Genomic DNA, 4,236 nt, shown 5'->3' on the forward strand with positions numbered 1-4,236 from the left:
CGCCGAGGCGCTTCTGAAGCCCTCGTCGATCGAGCGCGCCCTGCGGGGCCTGACCTCGGGCGAGATCTCCGCCCTCGCCGATGCCGCCGTCGACACGGACGACCCTGCCCGCTCGCGGCTGCAGCAGCTGGCGCTCGTCGACGAGCAGGGAGTGATGTACGAGGCGGTGTCGACCGCACTGACGGCCCTCGCCGCGGCATCGACGCCCGCGGCCGACGTCGACGAAGCCGAGGACACGGATGCCGCGGCACGGCCGGACGACGCCGCTGCCGCCGAGCGGGCGTTCTCCTCGCTCGGCTCACTCGGCGACATCCTGCATGCTGCGCTCACGCACCCGTTCGGCCGCATCGGTTCCGGAGCGCTCGGGGCCGCCGACCGCCGCCGCCTGATGGAGGACGGGATCGTCGACGACGGCGCCACCGCCGATGACCTCGTCGAGATCGCCGAGCGGACGGGTCTGCTGTCGGGTCAGGACAAGAGCTGGCTCGTGACGCCCGCGGGTGCTCAGTGGCTGCACTCCGACACGATCGCACGGTGGAGCGCCGTCGCCACCGCGTTCCTCGAAGGGCTGCCGCGCGGACTGCGGCGACCGACCGGCGGCTGGATCGCGCCCGCCGCGTGGGCGCAGGCCTACCCGTGGGACGTGCTCTGGCCAGAGACAGCGGCGGATCTTCGTGGGCTCCTGCGACGCTGGGGCGTCCTCGACGACACTGGGCGCCCCACCTCGTGGGCGCGGGGTGCATTCCTCGACGGCGCGGGATCGCCGTTCCCGACCGCCGCCCTCGACACCCTCGCGCGGCTGCTGCCCAGCGAGGTCGACAGGGTGTACCTGCAGAACGATCTGACCGCGATTGCGCCCGGACCTCTCTCGCCGCACCTCGACATGCGACTGCGCTCCATGGCGCGACGGGAGTCGCGCGCACAGGCGTCGAGCTACCGCTTCACCGCAGAGAGCATCGCCGATGCACTCACGGCGGGCGAGAGCGCCGCGTCGCTGCGCGCCTTCCTCTCCGACTTGTCGCTCACCGGTGTGCCCCAGCCGCTGGCGTACGAGATCGAACGCACGGCGCGCACGCACGGAATGGTCCGCGTCGGCCCCGACCAGGAGGGTCGCACCCGGGTCTCGAGCGACGACGAGGCCCTGCTGCGCACCCTCGCCGTCGACCAGGCGCTGCGTCCCCTCGGGCTGATACCGGATGCCGACGCACTCGTGACCCGCAGCGGAGTCGATACCGCGTTCTGGATGATCGCCGACGCCCGCTACCCGGTCGTCGCGGTGGATGCCGACGGCGAGCGCCGCCGACTCGACCGCCACCGCCTGGCGCCGTCGCCGTCGCAGCCCGCGCCCGCGCGCGACACGTATGCCGCGCTCCTCGCACGACTGCGCGCCGCGCCCGCTGGCGATGCCGACGCGGCCTGGCTCGGCCGCGAACTGGATCACGCGGTCAAGGCGCGCGCCACCATCGTCGTCGCCGTCCGCATGCCCGACGGCACCGAGCGCGAGTTCACGATCGAGGCGACCGGCCTCGGCGGCGGACGACTGCGGGGACTCGACCGGGCGGTCGATGTGGAGCGCACCCTGCCGGTATCCAGCATCAGCGGCATCCGCCCCCTCTGACCGGCCGCACGCGCACGCACGGCTGGCGACGCGAGCCCCCGCCGCTGCGAGGTCGGTAGACTGGGACGCTATGGCTGACGGCCCCCTCATCGTGCAAAGCGACCGCACCGTGCTGCTCGAAGTCGCGCACCCCCAAGCGGAGACGGCGCGCCACGAGCTCGCCATCTTCGCCGAGCTCGAGCGCGCACCCGAGCACATCCACACCTACCGGGTCACCCGGCTGGGGCTCTGGAACGCGCGCGCCGCGGGGCACAGCGCCGACGACATGCTGGCCACCCTCGACCGCTGGTCGCGCTTCCCCGTGCCCGCCTCGGTGTCGATCGACATCCGTGAGACGGTGAACCGCTACGGACGTCTGGTCATCGAGCGGGATGCCGAGGGCGCACTCGTGCTGCGAGGCTCCGACCCCGCGGTTCTTGCCGAGATGGCGAAGAACAAGCGCATCCAGCCCCTGCTGATCGGCCACCCCTCCCCCGACACGTACGTGGTCGACGCCTGGGCGCGCGGGCACATCAAGCAGGAACTGCTGAAAGATCGGCTGGCCGGCGGAGGATCACGCCGGCTACACTCCCGGCACGCCGCACGAGATCGATCTGCACGAGGACGGGTGGACCCTGCGTCCGTATCAGCGCCAGGCCGTCGACATCTTCAGCGAGGGCGGCTCGGGTGTCGTCGTGCTTCCCTGCGGCGCCGGCAAGACGCTCGTGGGGGCCGCGGCGATGGCCGAGACGAAGACGACGACCCTCATCCTCGTCACCAACACCGTCAGCGCGCGCCAGTGGCGCGACGAGCTGCTCAAGCGCACGACGCTGACCCCCGAGGAGATCGGCGAGTACTCGGGTCAGACCAAGGAGATCAAGCCGGTCACCATCGCGACCTATCAGATCCTCACGGCGAAGCGAAAGGGCCAGTACGCGCACCTCGCGCTCCTGGATGCGCTGGACTGGGGCCTCATCGTCTACGACGAGGTGCATCTGCTTCCCGCACCGGTCTTCAAGCTCACCGCCGACCTGCAGGCGCGTCGCCGGCTCGGACTCACCGCGACGCTCGTCCGAGAGGACGGGCGCGAAGGGGACGTCTTCAGCCTCATCGGCCCCAAGCGCTTCGATGCTCCGTGGAAGGAGATCGAGGCCCAGGGCTTCATCTCTCCGGCCGTCTGCTACGAGGTGCGCGTCGACCTCCCGCCGTCCGACCGCATGGAGTACGCGGCATCCGCCGACGACGAGCGCTACCGTCTCGCCGCCACGGCCCACGCGAAGATCGGTGTGGTGAAGGATCTCGTCGCCCGTCACGCGGGAGAGCAGATCCTCGTCATCGGCCAGTATCTCGATCAGATCGACGTGCTGTCCGAGGCTCTGGACGCACCGAAGATCACCGGAGCGACGCCCGTGGACGAGCGCGAGGAGCTGTTCGCCGCCTTCCGCGAGGCGCGCCTGCCTGTCCTCGTCGTCTCGAAGGTCGCGAACTTCTCGATCGATCTGCCCGACGCCTCGGTTGCGATCCAGGTGTCGGGATCGTTCGGCTCGCGCCAGGAGGAGGCGCAGCGGCTCGGACGACTGCTGCGTCCGAAGTCGAACGGGCACACGGCGAGCTTCTACACGCTCATCGCGCGCGACACGGTCGACCAGGACTTCGCGCAGAACCGGCAGCGCTTCCTCGCCGAGCAGGGCTACAGCTACACGATCCTGGATGCCGAGGGCATCGCCGCCGCGTAGCTCACCACACCGGAGCCGGTGGCGGCAGGACGAGCGTGCGCGGCAGCGGCCGACGCGCCAGCATCCACTCGACGAGCGCGACGTACCCGGCGATCAGCAGGAACGACCACAGAAAGCTGACCAGTCCCGTCGTACTCTCGGTGGGGCTGGAGCCGGAGGCGAGCGAGAGCAGGAACGCCGAGAGGTTGTTCACGACGTGCAGGGCGATCGCCGCCTCCAGTCCTCCGGTGCGCCACGTGAGCCAGCCGGCAGCGACGGCAAACAGGCCGACGCCGATCTGACCGAGCAGGTCGTAGCCGTGGCCGAGGACGAACAGCGGCACCGGCAGGAGGATCGCGAACGCCGGATGCCGCAGCCAGCGCCCGATGCTCTGCATGAGGTACCCGCGGAAGATGTATTCCTCCGCCGCCGCCTGCACGGGCACGAGCAGCAGCACGATCAGCAGCGTGATCGGCCAGGTGGGGGCGGGGCCGCCCGCGCCGGGTTCTTCCATCCCGCCAGGAAGGAGGAAGCCCACCGCTGTCAGCACGACCGACACGACGACGGCGAGCGCGCCGCAGAGCAGCATCCACCGCCAGCGCAGCCGCCCCGCGGCGGAGGAGACGAGTCCGACCCGTCGGCCGTTCACGATCAGTGACGCGAGGATGTAGGCCGGAAGCATGAGGGCGATCGTGCCGAGCAGGATCGCGACCATGAGGGGGTCGCCCATGTCGACGCCGCCCGACTGACCGAGGCGCGCGAGGTCGTCCAGGCGCGCCGAGTCGCGGAAGAGCGCGATCCCGATGACGACCATGACGAACACGAGGAACCCGAGGTAGATCGCGAGTCCCAGGATGCCGGTCACCAGCGGGGTCCACCAGCCCGAACGCCGCCGCGCAAAGATCAGGCGGTGAAAGGCGAGGC

The 4,236-nt window shown here is 70.8% G+C and carries 2 protein-coding genes and 1 pseudogene; 2 read left to right on the forward strand and 1 reads right to left on the reverse strand.

Annotated elements, in window-relative coordinates:
- Together I5I_RS02725 and I5I_RS02730 are read left to right on the forward strand one after the other, a co-directional pair.
- Positions 1-1,618 (forward strand): helicase-associated domain-containing protein (locus tag I5I_RS02725; RefSeq protein ID WP_036316214.1); only part of this gene is annotated, 1,618 nt, incomplete at its 5' end.
- 70 nt (positions 1,619-1,688) lie between these two features.
- A pseudogene (locus I5I_RS02730) lies at positions 1,689-3,333 on the forward strand (DNA repair helicase XPB).
- A gap of 1 nt (position 3,334) precedes the next feature.
- Here I5I_RS02730 and I5I_RS02735 read toward each other — a convergent pair.
- Positions 3,335-4,236, reverse strand: a 902-nt coding sequence (locus I5I_RS02735; protein ID WP_036316215.1) for a CPBP family intramembrane glutamic endopeptidase, incomplete at its 5' end; no start/stop codon positions are given.

The organism is Microbacterium sp. B24 (genome assembly GCF_000333415.1).
GTDB lineage: Bacteria > Actinomycetota > Actinomycetes > Actinomycetales > Microbacteriaceae > Microbacterium.